Below are 15607 nucleotides of genomic sequence, written 5' to 3'. Positions count from 1 at the left end.
ACCGATCGGGCGCGAACACGGAGCACAGGCCCACAGCCCACCGCGCCGACTGGTGAGGGTCACGATCTCGCGGTCGCAATCACAGCAGCGCGGCCATGCGAGCTGCTCGGCGCCCGCCTTCTTCAAAGCGGCCAGCACATGCCCGACCTTCAAATGCGAAGGGCCGCGCCCTGTTGACGCGACTGCATGACCAGCCCAATGGCATCTGTGACGAGCCACTCGCACATCGCAGCATCCACCCCTGCACCGATAGAAATCGCCGACCGCCGCCACTACACGAAGTCAGCGAGTACGGCGTCCACAAAATGCTCATAGTGGCGGATCGCGAAGTCTGAGAACCGCCTGGTCACAACCTCTGGAGTCACCAAGGCCCCACCAACTGGGTACATTGTGCGACCAGGTCCTGAACCCACCACCGAACTGCTGGGCATGTCCTTGTGGACCATGCGGTTCCGGGCAGCTTTCAGCTCTGCATAGTCGCCGTCGGCTGATACGGCCTGCACCCAAGATTCGAGGTTCGAGCGCAACACGCGGCCATCATCGGACTTGTCGATCAGCTGCTCCAATCTCCTCAGATCGAACTCGTTGCCCTGGGGAGCTCCTATACAGAACCGGTAGGCGGCGGCAGCGCAAACGTCCACGCTGCTCACGGCCGAGGCCGCAGCAAAGCTGATGGGTGCCAGGGACAGTGTGTCGAACTGCTGGTTTGCCACCCGTGCCTGCATCTCGGTGTGGCCGTCGGGCTCGGCGCCCCAGTTCGCCAGACCGACAGCGACCAGAGCGAACCCAACATGGTGCGCTCCCGCAGCAACCAGCGCAAACGCCGACTGGGCTTGCGAGTTGCTCTGCAGCGGTGCATGGTTCGACACCGAATTGGACAGCGCGAGATACCTGGTGTTGATCGTCATAGCTACCTACCTCGAACGATAGATGCAAAGGTTGTGCCAAGGAATCGCAATGTACAGCTCGGCCACACACGTGAGGTTCCCCCGCTAATCAGGAGAGCGGATTATCTGGTTCCAGCGGGAACCTGATGATGGTAGCTGGCTTCGTATTCGTCGGGTGATCGCCAGTCCAGCTTCTTCTGGATCCGTTGGGTGTTGTACCAGCCGTCGATGTAGGCGAACAAGGCGTTCTCGGCGTCTTCCCTTGTCCGCCAACTGTTTCGATATACCAACTCGGTCTTCAGGGTGGAGAAGAAATTCTCCATGAGCGCGTTGTCGTAGCTGCCACCGACCGACCCCATCGACTGCGCTATCCCGTTGTCGGCCAACCGGTTAGCGAAGCGGATCGCCGTGTAGGTCGACCCGCGGCCGGAATGATGAACCAGCTGCCCGTCACGAACATCGCGGGTCCAGACCGCGTACTCGAGAGCACCGAGGACCAGCTCGGTGTCACATCGGTCCGAGCACTTCCAGCCCACGATCCGATTCGAGAACGCGTCCCGGACCGCGGCCAGCCAGAACACGCCCTCGCCGCAGACGATGCGGGTGGCATCGGCAACCCACAACCGGTCCGGCTCGCCAGCCGTGAAGTCGCGGTTGACCAGGTCCGGGGCCGGGGTGGCACGCCGATCCTGCCGGGTCGAACCCACCCGCCACTTCTTACGCAGGAACGCGCCCTGCAAACCCGCATCCCGCATCAACCGCTCGACGCGTTTGCGGCCGACCGAGAAACCACGCCGGGCCAGCATCGCGTGAACCCGCGGCGACCCGTAAGTCCCGCCGGAGCTGGTATGGATATCGACGATCTCGGCCAGCAGCTCTTGGTCGGCCAAACGTCGCTGAGACGGCGTCTGCGCCTGCCGCAACCAGCCGTAATAGGTCGAGGACGCGATTCCCAGAACCCGTAATACGAGCTCGACCGGGTGCTGCGGGTGTTCGCTGACGAACGCCACGATCACCGCCGGGTCTGGCCGAGCTCCGAGGCGAAATACGCACTCGCATCACGTAATACGGCGTTGACTCGCTCCAGCTCCGCGACCCGCTTCTTCAGGGCCCGGTTCTCGGCCAGCATGTCGGTCGTCGGCTTGTCGTCTCGCTCGCCGGCATCGGCCTCGGCTTGGCGGATCCACAGCCGCAATGCTTCGTGATGCACCCCGAGCTGGGCGGCCAGCTTCCGGATCGTCGGCTTCGGATCGGACTCCCGATACAGCCGCACTGCCCGCGCCTTCAACTCGTCGGGGTACTTCTTCGGTGCTGCCACGAATGACTCCTTCCGGTCCTATCGGACCACAGTCAGAGCCCTCCGAGAAAGCGGGGGAACCTCACACGGGACGGCCCGCAGTAGTGCCTACAGCGGTTCACCCGCTCGGGGCAACCACCCGGTCAGTGACCGGCCATGCACAACCCAGCTTCCGCGGACTGCGACCCGACCGCTCGCCCACCGATATCGCGATGCCGACTCGGTAACCGCACGCGCGCCACGCGCCGGGAACGATCGTCACCATCACCATCCGCCCCGGCATGTGGCGGATCAATGGTTGGGCTAGACGGCGTGATTCGGGGCCGTGATCGTTGTGGCGGTTGCCGTGACGCGGCGGGCTGCGGCGGGGTCAGTGGAGTTCGTAGCCGCAGACTTTCCACTGGCCGTCGTTGCGTTCGAGGGAGAAAAGGCCGTACATGCCGGGGAGTCCGGGGTGGTAGACGACGGTTTCGGTCTTCTCATGGATCACGAACGCGAAGATCTCGACGGCGTCTCCGGCGGGGTTGTAGGTCAGGGTGGGTTTGTCGGTGATCCAGCTGATGCCGAATTCGTCGAGGGCTTGTTGGGCGTCGGCGCGGATCTGGTCGTCGCTGCGGTTGAGGGTGTCCTCGGCGAGGGCGCCGCAGGTGAGCTGCCGGATGGCGGTGGGGTCGGCTCGGTTGTAGGCATCGAGCAGTGCGTAGACCGCGCGGACCGGGTCGAGGTCGGGATTGGCGGGTTCGCTTCGTGTGGCGTTGGCGGTGAGCACACCGAGGGTCGCACCGAGGACAGCGATTCCGGCGGCGAGGGCCGCGACAAGGACTGTCCGGCGGTGGCGTGTGGATGCCGATGGTGGTGTCGGGGTGGTCGGGTCGGTCATCGTGGCCTCACCACACCTTCCAGCCGGACGGGGTGTTACGCAGGGTCCATCGGGTGGCGCTGGGCCCTTGCTTTTCGGAGTCGGTTTCGGCGACGACTTCGGCGCGCAAGCCGGGTGCCTGCCAGTGGGCGGAGGTGATGGCGGTGATCTCCAGCGCGCCGCCGTGGCTAGCGTTGAAGCTGAAGGTGTAGTCGATGTTCTCGGGGGTGGTGTTCTGCCAGCGTGCGTGGTCGGGCCCGCCGGGTGCGGTCAAGTCGAGGATCCGGTTGATGTCGCGGTCGGCTTGGGCGGCGAGATAGTCGCCGATCACCGTCCGGAATTGTTCGCGGGTATCAGCGTCGACGTCGGTGAGGGCGCTCACCGCGGCGCGCGCTGTCGGAGAGCTGGTCGTCGTGGGTGAGGGTTCGAATGGCGAATCCGCCGGCGAACGAGATCACCGCGGTCACGGCGAGCGCTCCGAGAGCGAGGGGCCGGTTCATGTGCTGTACCTGTCGTTGTAGAAGGTCCAGGATTCGAGTTCAGCCGAGAGATAGGTGTAGAAGTCGTCGTGGACGGTGAGTTCGGAGCCGACCTGAACGACGCGACCGTTCGCGCCGGAGTCCTCGGGGGGCACCAGCAGCAACGACAGCGTGAGCCGGTAGCGGCCGCTGGCGAGCAGCATCCGCTCCAGCGGCGGCATCCCCAGCGGGTCGGCCACGAATTCCGTGTAGGGCGCTCCCCAGTCCACGAGATCACGGCAATCCTCGCGCCAGGCGTCGCTCCCGAGTTCGTCGAGGCTGTAGAGGGTCGATTCATCGGCGTTGAAATGCGGCCATCCATCAACATGGCCGAGGAACTCGCGGTAGACCGGGTCGAAAGCGAAACCCAACCGATGCTCGGCAGCGGTGATGGCATGTTCGGTGGCGCCCGGACGAGGTTGCCCATCGATGGGCGCCGATCTGTCCGCCCGGTCGATCTCGCGGCTGATCGAGGCGATCAGCGTCTCCCAGTCTCGCACGACGTGGCTCCTCGCGTTGTCGGTCAGATTGCCGGCGGGTAGTCCAGCACACATTGCCCATCGGCCAAGCGCTGCCCCGGCTCGAACGCGCTCGCACGATATCCGACCGGGTAGGCGTTGTTCTGCCCGGCGATCGAGCTGTTGAGATGGCGGGTCATCGGCACGAAGCCGTTCGGCGACTGCGCCAGCGAACCCCAAGTCTTGTCCGGAGCGTGCCCGACCACCAATCCTTCGTACCGCTCCGGATGAGCCGCGCGCTCGGCGTCTGCGGCGCGCCGGGCGTCAGCGTTCAGCCCGGGGTTGCCGGGGACCTTCTCCAGGTAACCTACGACGGCTCCACTCGGGTCAGCTCCGCGGCCCCAGATCGCGGCCAGGTTGGCTTTGCTGATGTAGTCGTTGTACTGGCGGCGTTCCTCGTCGGAAGCGAAGCCGTCGCTGGCCGGGCACACCGCGACCGGTCCTTGGCAGCGGCTGGATTTCTCGGCCGTGGTGCAGGTGGTCTTGTCGCGGGATCGGTTGTTGTGGCAGGCGGATTCGGCGTGCCAGTTCGCGCGTCCGACGGCGTCGGCCACCGACATGCCCAGGGTGTTGCCGGACTGTCCCGCTTCCCACGCCTTGACCGCGGCGGCTTTCACCGCGTCGGTGTAGAAGCTGTTCGGGATGCCGGAATCCTTTTCGCTGCACGGGATGTCTGTTCACTGGACTGCTGCGCCGTTCGAATCCGCCCGGCACCAGGCGAATTCGCGTCCTGGCGTCGGCTGATCGGCACGTACACTCAACCCATGACCTTGCGGGACCAAACGATCGCCGAGTTGTGGCTCGACTATCTGCGCAGTTCGGTGGCGGTGAGTGTCCACGCCGACCACGATCTCGGCGATGTCGACGACATGATCGCAGTCAGGAAGCAGCGGCGGCACGAGTTTGGTCGCGTAGACCAGCATCTCGGTGCCCGCGTCGACATGCTGCGGGGCCACACTGGACGGGATCGCACGCCACGGCACGAACACCGGCACGCTCGATACAGTGGTTGGGGAAGTCATCCTGTCTCCAAATGGGTCGCTGCTGTTGGGCTTTCGGGTTTCAGGTTCGGGCGTGGCGGTGTCGATGCCGATCCTGCTGCCCGCGCCGCCGGGCACGGCGCGTTCTGCTGTGCTGGTCCTTGTCCTTGTCAGGGTCGTGGCCCATCACGCGGAAGGCCACTGCCAGAAGGGTCAGGGTCACCGCCGCCGCGGCCAGAATGTCGAGCAGTGTCATCGGCCTCGTTCCGGTCGGGGGTATAGCACGGTGTCGTTGATGTAGCCGGTGATCCGGGTCTGGTGCCGGGCCCGCCGCGGGCCCAGATGGATGCGCTGGCCGGCGGCGCCGATATCGATGGCATCCAGTGCGCCGTGTCGGCTGCTGAGCATGACCAGACCGGTGCTGCCCTCAGCGCAGCAGCGCCCGTTCGGCGCGGCGATCGTGATCCTGATCGTGTCGTCGATGCCGGTCCCCAACGGGCACCACTGCCCGGCCGGCGCGCGCGACATCGTGTGGGCGCAGCAGATTCCGGTGACGGGGGTGGCCAGCACGGTGGTGATCGCGCGGGCGCCGTACCGTCGCCACCGAGCGAGGTGGGCCACCGGGGTCGGCGCGCCGAACAGCAACAGCGTCCGCATCGCGCTCGAACGCGGCTCGCTGACACTGGGGTCGCGGCCGAACCACGACTGTCCGGAGGTGGCGGTGATGATCGTGATCTGTTGGGCGGCAGCCCATTCCAGTGCTTGGGCGCCGTGTAAGTCGGGTGGCGGCAGGTACAGGGCGGCGCCGCTGGTCAAAGCCATCCAGGTGGTGTACAGGGCCAGGTCGGACTCCACAGGGCCCACATGGGCGACACGGTCCCCGGCGGTGGCCCCCGTCGTGGCGCGCATCCAGGTAGCGGCGTGGGCCAGGGTGCGGGCCGCGCCGATCAGGTAGCCGGTGTCGAGGCTGCGGTGGTGCAGGTACGCGGCGGTGAGCGGATTGGGCTCGCCCGCGGCGAGCAGGACCCGGTGCGCCCACCCGGCCGCGTCCCACGAGCGTCCCGGGTACGGGTGATCCCCGGCCAAGCGCGTGACCGGGACGGCCGCCTCCGGCGCGTCCGGGCCGGGAGTGAGGAGACGGGCCGGGGTCGTGCGGGCCAGCACGGCGCCACGGTGGTCGGGCGGCAGGTCGGCGTCGACGGTCACCAGGACCGCGGTCAACGCCCACACCGCCACCCAGGCCGCGACCCGCGACGCCGACGATGAGGGGGCGAAGACCGCGACCCGGTCACCGGGGCCGATCCCGCGTTCGGTCAGCTCGATCACGATCTCAGCGGCCGCGACCGCCAGATCCTCCCACGTCCAGGCCCGGCCCTCGCCGTCGACAACAGCGATCGCCTCGGGGGCGGCGACCGCGGACGCCGCGACCGCCGCCGCGACCGACAACTGCGGTACCGGACGCGGCGGCGAGATCGGGGGGCTGGAGGTGGTGATCATCGGGTGCGGGCTCCAGTGGTGAGGGCACGCAGGTCGGTGGTGATGGCGTGGAGGATTCGCTGGGTGGCGCGGCGTTGGATGCGGTCGGTGCGGTAGCGCGCACGCAGGGTCAGCACGCCGTGCTGGTGTTGCGCGGCGATGTCGAGGGTGCGGTGCTGGCGGGTGGGTGGCAGGCGCAGCGGGACGGGTGGTTCGGTCCCGATGACCGGTAGCGTGCCGCGCGGTTGGCCCGCGTAGGACACCGCGACGGCGTCGAGGTCACAGTCGAGTTCGGTGCTGAGGTCCTCGATCGGGACCGCGCCGCGATGCCAGCCCTGTGCCCACCAGTCGCGCACGGTCTCGGCGAGCGCGTGCCGATCGCGGGCTCCGGTGAGGTGGAGGCGGTGCGGGCGGGTGGCGGCGATCATGCCGACGGTGGCGGCGAGGCTGTCGGTGCGCGAGGCCAGCTCGGTCGCGACCACCACATCCCCGGCACCCGCCCAGGCCCCCACATGGACGGCGGTCAGGGTGATCAGGGTGCGCAGCAGGCTGGCGTGCCCGCCGCCCAACCCGTGGGTGACCGTCGCCGACAGCGGCACACTCACGCGCAGCCCGGCCGAAGGGCCGGTGCTCGCGCTCCCGGCGGGGGCGAGCAGTCCGGGCTCGTAACCGCCGAGCCGGGTGGTCCACCAGCCCAGCTGTTGCTGGTAGACCTGCGGTGGTGTCAACTGCCGTTGCCAGCGGGTGTAGTCGCCGGGGCTCGGCGGGGGTGGCCCGATCTCGTCGGGGGCGCGGTAGGCCAGGGCCAGCTCACGCAGCAGCGCGCGCCACGAGCGGGTGTCGCACACCAGCTCGTCGGCGACCAAGACCAGCAAAAGGATCGGGCCGGTGCCGGCCAGTGTCCACCGAGCCAGCGGCGCGCCGCCGGTGTGGTCGAAGCGGGAACCCGCGAGCGCGTCGAGCGCGCGGCGGCGGGCGTCACCGGGGCCGGTCACCGGGGTCGGGTCGACATCGAGCACGGGCCTTGGGTGGATCAGTTGCTGCCAGCCAACCGGGGTGTGCCGGATTCCGGTGCGCAGCGCGGGATGTCGCTGCCCGATGAGCGCCAACGCGGTCAGCAGCCGGGCGGGGTCGGCGCCGGTGAGCACCACCGCGTGGGCGTGGCGGCGGTGCGTCGCCGGGCCGGTGCGCGCGGCCAGTTCCAGGCGGGCTCGCTGCTGGAACGACACCGGATGTGCCCCCGGTGCGCGGGTAGCGGGGTCGGCGCTGACCGTCGGGACCGGGTGGGCAGCCAAGATGGCCGCCGCATCCCCGATCCGGGGATGGGTCACCAGTAGATCCGGCGGTGCCCCGTACGCGCGCAGGACCGCGAGCACCGCGGCCGAATCGGTGCCGGTCCCACCGAGGCGCACGAAATCGGTCCCGCCACCGATCCCCGAGGCCGCGACACCCACCACCTCGGCCACCGCACGACACAACGCCGGCACCACCATCCCGGCCCGCGCTTCGCGCGCGCGGGCATGCCGGGTGAGGGTGCGCACGCTCGACCGCGCACTGGATCCCCGAAGACCTTGCCCGCGTGCGCCTTCCGACGACCCGATCGTGGCGCTGCCGGCTGTCGCCGGGTCGGTGGTGGTGCGTCCTGTCGTGCGGCCTCGGGCCATAGGTGAAGTGGGTGTCGTGTCCTGCATTCGCTCAGCCCTCCTTGAGGTAGTTCTCTTTGAAGATGTCCGCACCGGGCAGGGGCTTGACAGCGAAGGCGGCGACCAGGGTGGGCAGGTGTTCGGCGAGCACTTCGCGGTGGGCGTGGCGCTGGTCCTGGAAAGCGTCGAGCTCGGCGAGGGTCAGGTCCCTGTTGCGCTGGTACCACGTGCCGTGCTTGTCGATCGCGGCGCAGGTGTGTTCGCCGAGCAGCGCGGTGAGCAGTTCGCGCCCGCGGGGATCGAGGGTCAGGCTGCGATCGGCGGCCAGGCAGGCGGCCGCGATCCGTGTCGCCGCCGCCTCGGAGCGTGCGATGGCGGCGCCGTCGAATCCCTTGACATCGAGCCGTTTCCAGTCCGACTGGGCGATCGCGTCGCTCACGCCGCGTTCCCGGACTGCCAGCGCGACGCTGCCCGGCCAGGCTCCCGCGGTTCCGGGCAGCCACACCTGTGCTGTGTCGTGGCGCCCCGCCGCGAACTGGAGCAGATCGTTGGCGCCTTCGGCGGTCCGGATGGCGCGCGCGGCGCCGACCCAGTCCGGGATGCGGTTGGCCCGCATGTGTCCCTGCGCACCGGCCAGGGTTTGGCACCGGTCCAGTACCTGCCATGCCAGATTCGAGGCCAGCGGCTTGGTGAGCATCGCCAGGCGCGCGTGGGCGTGCGGGGCCAGTCCCTGGGCGCGCACGGTCCGCAGCCGACGGGCCATCGAGGTCGCGGCGTAGACGGCGGCGATATCGGTGACGAGTGTGTCGATCACGTGACCGCGCTCGATCAGCGCCGGACCGTTGGGGTCGGGACGACGCTGGAGCGCGTAGTTCACCACCCCGGCCAGCGCGGCGCGTGTCATCGCCAGCGCAGCGGTGGACAGGTCACTTCGGCCGGCGGTGAAATCGCCCGCGCCGACGCGGAACATCTCGGGTTTGCTGCCCCGCATCCGGATCACGCCATCGGCGATCTGGCAATGGGTTCCGCCGAGCAACGCATCCTCGGGAACGAATACGTCGTCGAAGGTCACACGCGCGTGCGGCATCGGCGTGTCGGTCTGCGACAACTCCGTCACGCGGACCCCCTCGGCCAGGCCCGCCGCCGAGCGCAGGTCGAGCAGGAAAAGGTGCACTCCGTAGTCGGCGCGTCCGTCCACCAGGCGCGCGGACACGGTCGCGACCACCGGGGTGTCGCGATCGGCGACGTTGGGCATGTTCTTTGCCGCCGCACCGCCAGTGACGGGGTCGATGTCGGGTGTCCGCAGCAGAAATCCACCCCGCGCCCGGTCGCGGATCGCCAACGTCCGCACGTCGGCGCCGTTGGTACCGCCGAGTTCGGTGTGGACCCGAACACCCAGCGCGGCACCGGCATTGAGGGCTGCCAGCAGCCGCTGCTGATAGGGCGAACCGTTGCCGAGCCGCACTGTCGGGCCCACGGTGAGATCGACTGTGCCGGTGAACGCCAGCATCGCCGGGACCGCGGCGACCGCCGCAGCGTCGATCGCCGCGCCCGCGAGTTCGGGGTCGGCGAACACTTCTTGCGGGGTGCGCCCGAGCGCGCCGAACAACGCCCGCAACTGCCGTGCGCCGGCGTGGGCGCGTTCATGGAAGGTTCCCGACCCGACCGGCAGATCGTCGACCGCCGCCGCGGCCGTCGCCGCCGCGGCGTGCAACTGGGCGTGCTCGCCGACTATCACCGGGCGCAGTGCTGCCACGATGTCGGGGTCGGCGGCCGCGTCCAGTCGCGGCATCCCGAGCAGGGGTGTCGTATTCATGTCACATCACCTAGCTGGTCGTTCGTGGGCGAACCGGGTTCACCGGGACGCGCCGGGAAGGGAATGGATCGGGCAGGATTGCGTGTCGGTCATCGATGACGGACCGGAGGGAACGTGACCGGCAGCCTCTGCAGCGCGCGGTGGAAGGGGCCCAGGCGCCATTGCAGCGCGGCAGGGTCGGGGATCGTGATCTCGGGCAGTTTGTCGAGGAGGTAGTCGATGGCGTCGGTGGCCACCATCACGGCGATCTTCTGGGCGGTGTCGGGGCAGCGGTGGATGCCGGTGCCGAATCCGAGTCCCCAGTCCCCGGTGACCCAGGTGCCGGTGCTCAGCGCCGGGTCGGTGCTGCATGCGGCCATGCTGACCACCAACGGCTCGTGGGCCGGCACCTCGCAACCGGCGATCCACTTCGGCGCGACCGGATAGGTGATGCAGAAATTCGCCAGCGGCGGGTCGGTGCTCAGAGTGTGCCGGACGGCATCACGAGTGGTCAGCGCGAATCCTGCTGCGCCGGAACGGCTGTCGTGGGTGAGCATCATCGCCAGCGTGTTCGTGATCAGATTCGTCAGGGGCTCGATTCCGGCGGCGTAGCAGGTGACGAGCGCGTTGATCAGTTCGATGTCGTCGAGGCGCGTGTCGTGCTCGACCAATCGGGTGGCGATGTCGTCGGCCGGACGTGCCTGTTTGAGCCGCACCACTCCGATCAGCGCGTCGTCGAGCATCTGGTTCACCGCCGCGGTGTCGGTGGATTCGAACATCAGAGCACTCGCCCGTGCTACCTGACGACCGGTTTCGGCGGGGCAACCGAGCAGGGTGTTGAGAACCGCGAACGTCAGCGGCAGTGCGTAGTCGGTCAGGACGTCGGCGGTGCCGGTGGCCGCGACGGCGTCGATCAGCGGGTCGGCCAGGCGCTCGACCATTCGCGAGATGGTGTTGATATCCACGCCGTCCAGAGCGTCGTTGGTCGCCCTGCGGTAGCGCTGGCGGGTCGCGCCGACCGAACGCAACGCGTTCGGTCGCCATTCCATCATCGGCAGCAGCGGGCAGCCCGGCGGGACGTGACGCTGCCACAACCGGGGATCGGCCGGGAACTGGACTTCGTCGTTGAGAATCTCGCGGGCACGGTACAGATCGAGCACGAGCGTGGCCTGCACCTCCGGCGCCAGCCACACCGGCGCCAGCGCGCCCCATCGCCGCCGCATCGCCCGGTAGGCCGCATGCGGGTCGGCGGCGAATTCCTCAGTGTAGAGCGGGATTCGGCCCTCGACCTCACCGACCAGTGAAATTCCGGCGGTGGGTGTGGCAGGACTGTTCAACGCGTTCACAGCGGACTCCTTGGTGTCGTGGTCACAGGAGTGACGGGCGGGAACGTCACCGGCAGGGCGACCAGGTTGCGGTCGAATCCTCTTCCACGCCAGAGCAATTCGATTGGTTCGACGGCCAGCTCGACATCGTGGACGGTGTCGAGGATCTGTTCGAGCGCGGTTTCGGCGATGATCCTGGCCAGTGAGGCTGCCGGGCATCCACGCGGGCCCAGCCCCCACGCCAGATGCCATCGGTTGCCGATGGATCGCGGGTGGTGCTCGGCATGAGCGCTCGAGCCGGTCACCGCCGGATCGGTGTCGGCGGCCTGGATGCTGACCACCACCGGGATCCCGCGCCCGACCGCCTCACCCTCGAACAGTTGTGGCTGTGCGGTCCACCGGGTGACCGCCGCCACCGGCGGGTCGGTGATCAGGACTTCTTCCAGAGCCGAAGCGATGGTCACCGATCCGCCGACCACGTCGATGTCGTCGGTGTCCTCGCCGGTGCGGGTGATCAGCCGCCGCAGCCCCGAGGCGATGAACTGCCAGGTCGGCACCATCCCCATCAGGTGCATACGGGCCACGATGGCGGCCACGTCGAGATCTGTGAACGATACGTCGGTGGCGGCGAGCAATGCGGAGATCACATCGCGGGCCGGGTGTGCGCGCCGGGCCGCGACGACCGCGCCGATCACCGCGAGCGCGCGGCTGATCCCGGCGCCCGCCGCCGCGAGGTCGGCGGCGGCACGGACCTCGGCCACCGCGTCCGCGACCTCGCGGCCGACCTCGGGCGTGAATCCCAGCACGCCGTCCATGACGTGAGTGACGAGCGGGATCGCGTACTGGCCCAGCAGATCCGCGTGGCCGTCGGCACAGAACCGGCCAATCAGCTCGCGTGCCACGCGTGCGGTCTCGGCGCGCACCGCATGCTCGTCCACACCCGCGATGGCCACCCGATAGCCGCGCCGATGCGCCACTACGGACTCACCGCGCGCCGCGCTGGGCGCGAACGCGGTCGCGGGCAGCATCGGGCACCGCCCGCCGGTTGTGACCGCCTGCTCCCACACACCGCTATCGGCCGTGAACAGACTTCCAGCATCGTTCAGCACGGCCACAGCGAGGTCGTAGCCGAGTATCAGCAACCCCGACCCCGTCTCATCGAGTTCGAGAGGCGCGACCGCTCCGTAGCCGGCCCGCACCGTCGACAGCACCGCCACCGGATCACGCGTCCGCTCGAACGCGTCCGTCCTCACCACGGGCTGAACCTCCGCTCGCCCCGGCCGTCGCGACCCACGCCGGGGGTCATGGCGACACCAACCCGGGCAATCCGCGACGCTTGCGCATCGGGTCCGGTGCGCCGGTCGGGTCCGGGGCGGTGAGCGCGGTGGCGATGCGTGCGCGCAGCTGTGTCGCGTCTACATCGGCGACGATCGCGCGGTCGAATCTCTGGGAGCCACCGATCCGCGCGCGGTCGGCCCGCCCAACCGGCGGCGGAGCCAGTTCCACGCCTTCGCCCAGCGCGGTGGTCACGCCCACGAGGGTGGCCAGCGCTACGCCGCCGTCCGCGCTGTGGAGGGCCCACTGCCGCAGGTGGCCATGGAACCGTGCCATGCCGGGTTGCTGGGAGATACCGAGCGTGTCCCACAGCTGTCCTGCGGGATTCTCCTCCTCCGGCGGCCAGATCCGCAGGTCCGGCCTGGCCAGCAGCTCCGAGGGCACCACCGTCACCGACTTCACCGCCGCCAGCACAGCCTCGGCGGCCGGGTCGGCATCGGTGTAGCGGTCGACCAGGACCAGGTCGATGCGGCGCATCAGTCCCCACCGGAACCTGGTGTCCACCGCGTGCAGCCGCGTGAGGTTCGTCAATGGTCCCGCACAGACCCACCGGATCGGGCGCGACATCCGAAGCAGTCCGGAAGGGGGGTAGCCGGGCAGGATCCGCACCAGCGTCGAGCCCAGTTCATGGGAGGGAACCAATGTTTCGGGCGGGACCAGCCCGTGCGCGCGCCACGGCGCCCCCGGATCACCGCCCCATGGGCCCGCGACCACAACCACGCCTTCGCGGCCGGTGTCGGCCAGGATCACCCGCGCCAGCTGCGCGCGCTCCCCGCGGTGCAGCGCGTGGCCCCGTTCGTGGCTCGTCACGACCATGGCCAATCCATCGACTTGGCGCGCGACCAGCCACAGCGCCAGCCAGGCACCGGGATCGCTACCCAGCCCACCCAGATCCAGCACCAGCGGATCGTGGTGGCGGACCCTCGCGGGCCACCGCCGGTCCGGCGGCGCATCCGCTCGCCACAGACTCATCGAAAACTCCCCTCTGCCAATGCTTTTCCGACGCCCGCCACGCAGGTGTCGAACTCCTCCGCACACACCCGCGGCCACTCACGCGCCAGCGCGCCATCACAAGAGTGATGGGCGCCCTCAACGAGGGCCTCAGCCATCTGCACAGCCAGACCGCCCAGCCGGGACCCGGACGAACACGGCTGGGTCATCGACTCGATCACCCGCGCCCAGGACAACCCCACGCCCATTTCCGCGGCCGCGCCGCCGAGTCCCGGCGCAGCCGGCGAGTCCGGCGCCGCGCGATCGCGTTGCCCGCCACCGTCTCGCCGCGACGTCCGGGCGGGGGCGGCCATCGCGCGGGTCACCATGCTCGCCCGCCATGGATTCGGCCCAGCCCGCCCTGGGCAGGCAACGCACCGCGGTCGCCGGTGAACCGTGTCCGCGTGGGACGCCACCGGTCGATCGGCACCACCCCCGGTGTCACCAATTCCGTTCCCGAGAACAGTGATTCGAGACCAGCTGGGGAGGTGAGGCGGTAGGGGGTGGCACCGGTTTCGGGGTACAGGTCCCACCATCGGGTGTGGGCCTCACAGGTGGTGACCCCGTCCCAGATCGCCAGATAACTACCGTCGGGCACGGCGGCGCGCAGCGCCTGCACCGCGTAGCGGGCCTCATCCCACGAGACATAGCCCAGCACCCCCATCAGCAGGATCGCGACCGGTTCCCCGGGCTCCAGCGTGGCGTACGCGGCAGCGAGCAGCCCGGCTGAATCGCGCAGGTCGGCGTCGACCACACCGACCACCCCCTCCGGGGTGGTCGAGGTGAGCAGAGCACGAGCGTGAGTGAGCACCAACGGGTCACTGTCGACATACACCACCCGCGCCGAGGGCTCGATCCCTTGCGCGACCTCGTGAGTGTTCGACATCCCGGGCAGCCCGGGACCGATATCGAGGATCTGGCGAATTCCGCACTCGCGCACCACGAACCGGACAACCCGAAGCAAGACCTCGCGGGAGTGCCGCGCCACGTCGATGATGCCGGGGTAGATCTCGATCCCCGCATCGCCCGCGATCCGGTCGATCTCGTAGTAGTCCTTGCCGCCCAGCCAGTAGTTCCACACCCGCGCCGAGTGCGGAATGTCGTCCCGAATCAACGGGCCAGCCGCAGCGGCGGCGGAGGGGGTGGTGGTCACGGCGTCCTCCGTGCCGGGTCAGCCAGCGCCGCGGTCACGATCGCATCCAGATCCAGGCCGGGCCGCGACCACCGATACCCGGCCCCGACCAGAGCGGTGGCGGCCAGCAACGCCACCGCGACCGCACCAGTCAGCGCGGCCCGCTCCAACCCCTCCGGCCCGGGATCAAGACCGATCACCATGCTCTGCAAGTCGGCCCGCCCACACGAGACCGCCAACGGACTCGCCGCTGTGCGCGGCCTGCCGCCAAGATCCCAGGCCGTGTCGATCAACCGCGGCCGCTCCGCGAGCGCGCGATCCACCCACCATCCCCGCAGCTCGGTCAACACGTCCTCGCCGACGTTCGACCTCAGCATGAACATCCGGTCCAAGGCCGGGAGCAGGTCGTGGCCCGCGACGATCATCGAACGCCGCCACTGCCCACCCACTGCCGCGCCCGTGATCTCCACCGCAGCATCGAGATCGGTGTCCCGGTCACAGACCACGATGTCGTAACCGACCGGCACCGGCTGCCCCGCAACAAGTTCCACCGGGTCCTCCGGGACCGGTAGCCAGCACACCGCCACAGCGGCCAGACCGCACAGGTCGAACACGGGGTGCAGCGCAGTCACCGCAGCCGTGCCGGTGACGAGGGCGGGCACAATCGCACGCACAACAACGACCTCCTCAAAGGAACTGGGATTCAGTGGTCGACACCCGCAGCGTCCAGACCGAACGGACGCCGCGCGCTCCCGCGACAGACCGAAGGGCGAGACTCCAGCAGCCCGCGATGGTGGCTCTTCGCCCGCCCACCCGTCGGCCAGCCGTCGCGCTTGCGCGACGCAATGCTCA

The 15607-nt window shown here is 69.1% G+C and carries 17 protein-coding genes; all 17 read right to left on the bottom strand.

Annotated features, from left to right (window positions below; all coding sequences use genetic code 11):
* Positions 1-272: 272 nt before the first annotated feature.
* A complete protein-coding gene (locus OHB21_RS21945) occupies positions 273-908 on the bottom strand; it encodes a hypothetical protein (RefSeq protein ID WP_328435815.1) in 636 nt (211 codons plus the stop codon).
* Positions 909-1009: 101 nt separating this feature from the next.
* Positions 1010-1897: an IS3 family transposase gene (locus OHB21_RS21940; RefSeq protein WP_328435813.1), complete on the bottom strand. Its 888-nt coding sequence runs from the start codon at positions 1895-1897 to the stop codon at positions 1010-1012.
* Positions 1898-1899: 2 nt separating this feature from the next.
* Positions 1900-2205 carry a transposase gene (locus OHB21_RS21935; RefSeq protein ID WP_040723173.1) on the bottom strand — a complete coding sequence of 102 codons (306 nt, stop codon included), beginning with the start codon at positions 2203-2205 and terminating at the stop codon, positions 1900-1902.
* A 349-nt stretch (positions 2206-2554) separates the two neighbouring features.
* Positions 2555-3064 (bottom strand): Rv0361 family membrane protein, encoded by a 510-nt coding sequence (locus OHB21_RS21930; protein WP_328435811.1) that lies wholly within the window; start codon positions 3062-3064, stop codon positions 2555-2557.
* 7 nt (positions 3065-3071) lie between these two features.
* Positions 3072-3425 (bottom strand): hypothetical protein, encoded by a 354-nt coding sequence (locus tag OHB21_RS21925; RefSeq protein ID WP_328435809.1) that lies wholly within the window; start codon positions 3423-3425, stop codon positions 3072-3074.
* Positions 3426-3539: 114 nt separating this feature from the next.
* Complete coding sequence (locus tag OHB21_RS21920) at positions 3540-4061, bottom strand: SMI1/KNR4 family protein (RefSeq protein ID WP_328435808.1); 522 nt, start codon at positions 4059-4061, stop codon at positions 3540-3542.
* A 23-nt stretch (positions 4062-4084) separates the two neighbouring features.
* A complete protein-coding gene (locus OHB21_RS21915; protein WP_328435806.1) occupies positions 4085-4696 on the bottom strand; it encodes a hypothetical protein in 612 nt (203 codons plus the stop codon).
* A gap of 60 nt (positions 4697-4756) precedes the next feature.
* A complete protein-coding gene (locus OHB21_RS21910) occupies positions 4757-5074 on the bottom strand; it encodes a hypothetical protein (RefSeq protein WP_328435805.1) in 318 nt (105 codons plus the stop codon).
* A 67-nt stretch (positions 5075-5141) separates the two neighbouring features.
* Positions 5142-5315 (bottom strand): hypothetical protein, encoded by a 174-nt coding sequence (locus OHB21_RS21905; RefSeq protein ID WP_328435803.1) that lies wholly within the window; start codon positions 5313-5315, stop codon positions 5142-5144.
* On the bottom strand, positions 5312-6556 hold the full coding sequence (locus OHB21_RS21900; protein WP_328435802.1) for an AMP-binding protein: 1245 nt from the start codon (positions 6554-6556) through the stop codon (positions 5312-5314). The genes OHB21_RS21905 and OHB21_RS21900 overlap by 4 nt, the downstream gene beginning before the upstream one ends.
* Entirely contained in the window at positions 6553-8076 is a 1524-nt protein-coding gene (locus OHB21_RS21895) for a condensation domain-containing protein (RefSeq protein ID WP_328435801.1), read from the bottom strand. Before OHB21_RS21895 ends, OHB21_RS21900 begins: the two co-directional genes overlap by 4 nt.
* A gap of 154 nt (positions 8077-8230) precedes the next feature.
* Complete coding sequence (locus OHB21_RS21890; protein ID WP_328435799.1) at positions 8231-9994, bottom strand: acyl-CoA dehydrogenase family protein; 1764 nt, start codon at positions 9992-9994, stop codon at positions 8231-8233.
* A gap of 89 nt (positions 9995-10083) precedes the next feature.
* Positions 10084-11319 (bottom strand): cytochrome P450 family protein, encoded by a 1236-nt coding sequence (locus tag OHB21_RS21885; RefSeq protein WP_328435797.1) that lies wholly within the window; start codon positions 11317-11319, stop codon positions 10084-10086.
* Positions 11316-12554, bottom strand: coding sequence for a cytochrome P450 family protein (locus OHB21_RS21880; protein WP_328435795.1), 1239 nt, complete (start codon positions 12552-12554; stop codon positions 11316-11318). Before OHB21_RS21880 ends, OHB21_RS21885 begins: the two co-directional genes overlap by 4 nt.
* A 46-nt stretch (positions 12555-12600) precedes the next feature.
* The gene (locus tag OHB21_RS21875; protein ID WP_195126824.1) at positions 12601-13605 is read right to left on the bottom strand and encodes a hypothetical protein; all 1005 of its coding nucleotides are present in this window, start codon (positions 13603-13605) and stop codon (positions 12601-12603) included.
* Positions 13606-13945: 340 nt separating this feature from the next.
* Positions 13946-14776: an SAM-dependent methyltransferase gene (locus tag OHB21_RS21870; protein ID WP_328435793.1), complete on the bottom strand. Its 831-nt coding sequence runs from the start codon at positions 14774-14776 to the stop codon at positions 13946-13948.
* Positions 14773-15429 (bottom strand): hypothetical protein, encoded by a 657-nt coding sequence (locus OHB21_RS21865; RefSeq protein ID WP_195126852.1) that lies wholly within the window; start codon positions 15427-15429, stop codon positions 14773-14775. The genes OHB21_RS21870 and OHB21_RS21865 overlap by 4 nt, the downstream gene beginning before the upstream one ends.
* Between the last annotated feature and the right edge of the window lie 178 nt (positions 15430-15607).

This window comes from Nocardia puris, from assembly GCF_036051655.1.
Lineage (GTDB): Bacteria > Actinomycetota > Actinomycetes > Mycobacteriales > Mycobacteriaceae > Nocardia > Nocardia puris.
Note: the sequence above shows the minus strand (reverse complement) of the source record. Positions and strands in the feature narration are given on the sequence as shown.

Bases quoted from the DNA above. Each gene is read 5' to 3' on its own strand.
- OHB21_RS21905 (WP_328435803.1), bottom strand. From the start codon at position 5,315: ATGACACTGCTCGACATTCTGGCCGCGGCGGCGGTGACCCTGACCCTT.
- OHB21_RS21900 (WP_328435802.1), bottom strand. From the start codon at position 6,556: ATGATCACCACCTCCAGCCCCCCGATCTCGCCGCCGCGTCCGGTACCG.
- OHB21_RS21875 (WP_195126824.1), bottom strand. From the start codon at position 13,605: ATGAGTCTGTGGCGAGCGGATGCGCCGCCGGACCGGCGGTGGCCCGCG.
- OHB21_RS21890 (WP_328435799.1), bottom strand. From the start codon at position 9,994: ATGAATACGACACCCCTGCTCGGGATGCCGCGACTGGACGCGGCCGCC.
- OHB21_RS21930 (WP_328435811.1), bottom strand. From the start codon at position 3,064: ATGACCGACCCGACCACCCCGACACCACCATCGGCATCCACACGCCAC.
- OHB21_RS21945 (WP_328435815.1), bottom strand. From the start codon at position 908: ATGACGATCAACACCAGGTATCTCGCGCTGTCCAATTCGGTGTCGAAC.